Here is a 3,331-nt window from a genome sequence, read left to right as displayed (position 1 = left end):
GCGACGCGGTTGTGACCACCTCTGGGCTATCAAGGCTAAAAGCGTCTGTCTCATCGGCTTTTTCAACCTCATCGGCTTTTTTGATCAAAAATTCAGGGGGCTTGGGGACATCTTCAGGCTCATGATTAGCATCAACGGTGCCCCGAGAGGCTTGTAAATGGGGTTTAGGGTTGGACACGACGGAACCGTAGAGTTTTACCGGTTCAGGCTCCTGGGCAGGCGCCACCATTTCATCCTCGGCATCTTCTGATACCAAGGGATCTTCATTATCTGATTCGTAAGCAGCGTGCTCGTCGGTGGCACTGTGTGAAACCGGAGCGGGAGCAGCATGGGGCTGCGCGGAAGAAACAACCCGAACTTTCCCTAATCCCAGATCATCGTAATCGGCATCATGACTTTCATCTTCCTCATCGGTAGCCTGCTCTTCCCAATCCCGAGGCTCAATGCGTTGTTTCTTGTCTGTCTGATTGGCTTTTCGAATTTTCCAGATCCCGTGTGCCAGCACGGCAATAATAAAACACGTACCTAAAATAAGGAGTGATAGTCGTAGCTCATCCATTTTTGTTTTTCGCCCTTTGTTATGCTTCTACGAAGGCCATAGCCTCATCCACATCCACCGCAACCATTCTTGAAACACCAGGTTCTGCCATCGTTACGCCAGTCAGGTGAGTTGCCATTTCCATCGCTATTTTATTGTGGGTGATATATATAAATTGCACCGAATCAGACATTTGTGACACCAATTTGCAGAAACGTCCCACGTTAGCATCATCCAGCGGCGCATCCACTTCGTCAAGTAAACAAAATGGCGCTGGGTTTAGCCTGAAAATCGCAAAAACCAATGATAAAGCGGTTAACGCTTTTTCTCCACCGCTTAAAAGATGAATTGTGCTATTTTTCTTGCCCGGTGGCCGCGCCATAATCGTCACCCCGGTTTCCAGCAGGTCATCATCGGTGAGTGCTAAGTAAGCTGAGCCGCCGCCAAACACCCTGGGAAACAGGGTTTTTAACCCCTCATTGACACTTTCAAAGGTGGTGGCAAAACGTTGTCGCGTTTCCTTATCGATTTTACGTATTGCCCCTTGTAACGTATTAAGTGCATCAGTGAGATCAGTAAATTGGGTATCAAGATACGCTTTGCGTTCAGCTTGGGTTTCGTATTCTTCCACTGCAGCGAGGTTCACGGCCCCTAAACGATTAATGGCCGCGGTGGTCTTTTCCAATTCTTGTTGCCATTGAGCCTCATCCGCCGTTTCCTCTAATGTCGGCAGGATCCCTTTTAATGTATGTCCGCTTGCTTCAAGTTGCTCTAGTACCGATGCTGCTCTTACCTTCGTACTTTCAATATCAATATTTAAGCCATCGATGTGGGACTGACGTTGTTGAATTTGACTTTGAATGCCTTGCTGACCTTTGTGCGCCTCGGTAAGTAAACCTTCAAGTTCCGTTAATGTTGCCTGATTGATGGCCTGTTTTTCTTCGATCGCTTCCCGCTGTAACAACAAGGCTTGCAATTGGGATTCATTGATGGCTTCAGGCTGGCTAAGCAACTGTTTTTCTTTATTTAATTCACTGATTTTTTGTTCATACTCAGCAAGCTGACGCTGGTTACGCGTAACTTGTTGTTGATACATTTCACGTTGATTTTGCTGTTGTTGTAATGTCAACTGCAATTGATGAACCGTGCTTTTATGTTGATCAATGGCATGACGGCTTTCATTGACTTTGCTTTCCAGCAGTTCACGGTTTTTTATACTTTCCTGCTGCGCCTCCTCAGCATACATTAGGGCTTCTTCTTGCTCTTCTAACTGTGCTGATGTCAGTGCAAGTTGCTCATCTTCTTCCTCTAACTGTTGCTTGTATTTTTCAATGTCCTTATTGAGTTTATGTTGACGCTCCTGAGCAACTGAACACTGCTGCTGTAAAAGGGCTTGTTGATGATCAAGTTTGTCCTTGTTATTGAGCATCTGCATACGTTGTTGGCGGGCATTATCACGACGTTGTTCGGCTTCCCTCACCCGTTCAAGGGCTTGCTCCCGTTTTTCCCTTAAACCATTTACCTTTTCTGCCAACAGGGAAATTTCCTCTTCTAACTGGGCAATTTTGGCCATTCGGGCAATAACGCCATCATTATTTTTTGTTGCCACCCCCTGAATAAAGCCTGCTTCACTTATCCACTCACCACTTTTTGTGACCACTGCGATACAGTGAGGGTGACGCTGCAACAGTGCTTGCCCTTCGGTGACATCTTGAGCCAGTATGATGCGATTAAAAAACGCCGGTATAAAATCCCCCTCAAGACAAGCCGCTAACGTTCCTTCTTCGGGGGCATTGAAATTTGACAGCGGTAAAATACGTCTGCCTGTGGGAAGATGCTGCCTGGACGCCACAACGGTTTCCAATGAATATTCTTTGGCCACTACGGGGTTTAACAGCCAAAAGTCCAAATTTTCAAACAAGAGTTCATAGCCAGGTTTTACTTTGATGGCCTGCCAAAATGCCATAACACCGTCGGGTAGCGCCGCGGCTTGTGATTCAGCTTCATTTTGCAAAGCGCTAAGGGCTGCGTGTTTGGATTCGGCCTGTTGTAAAAAACCTTGTTCACCTACAAAATCCTGCTCGATGGCTTCATAGTGTTGTTTTTGCGCCACCACCGCGTCTTCTGCAAAGGTTAATTCATCCTCGGCAATGGCGACTTTCTCCGTGGCAATGGCAATTTCATCATTAAGGGCATTGCTCTGGCGGGTTAAGGTTTCAATGTCGCTTTGTGTGGACTCTTCATGTAATTCATTGAGCCGTTGAGTTGTGCGCAGTTGCATTTGTGTCACCGACTGGATCTTGCTGTGCAATTGCTGAACTTGTTGCTTTAGTGCCAGATAGTGGCTTTCTTTTTCTCGTTGTCGCTGATTGAACTCTCTCAGCGAGGCTTCTGCCTGATCATTTTGTACATAAGCCTGCTCTAACGCCGCTTCTTGCATGGTTAACTGTGGCTCTGCCAGCAAAAGCTTCTCTTTTGCCGCCTCTAATGCGGTATTGGCTTCCTTTAGTGAATCCAGTAACAGTTGCTTGCGTTCAGATAATTCATCCATTTCACGAACAATCTGTTTTTCCCTTTGTTGACGATGTAAGGCATCTTGTTCAAGACGGGTGATCTGGTTCGACACGGTAAATAATTGCTGTTGTAAATCATCTAATTGGGATTTACAGCTGTCAGCTTGGGCGCGATATTTCTCGATACCGGCTTCATCCCCTCGTTGTTGTGCTAACAAGGCATCCATTTCATTTTGTATTTGTTCCCGTTCACTTTCCAAACGGGTGATCTGGGCACTAT

At 46.4% G+C, this 3,331-nt stretch carries 1 protein-coding gene and 1 pseudogene; both read right to left on the bottom strand.

The genetic code is table 11. The annotated features are described in order from the left end of the window. A pseudogene (locus V5298_RS19270) lies at nucleotides 1-559 on the bottom strand (hypothetical protein); the annotation flags it as partial. 19 nt (nucleotides 560-578) lie between these two features. After that, nucleotides 579-3,331, bottom strand: a 2,753-nt coding sequence (locus V5298_RS19265; protein ID WP_332933055.1) for a chromosome segregation protein SMC, incomplete at its 5' end; no start/stop codon positions are given.

This window comes from Alteromonas sp. 14N.309.X.WAT.G.H12 (genome assembly GCF_036697315.1).
Taxonomy (GTDB): Bacteria; Pseudomonadota; Gammaproteobacteria; order Enterobacterales; family Alteromonadaceae; genus Alteromonas.
This window is presented reverse-complemented; position numbering and strand designations above follow the sequence as displayed.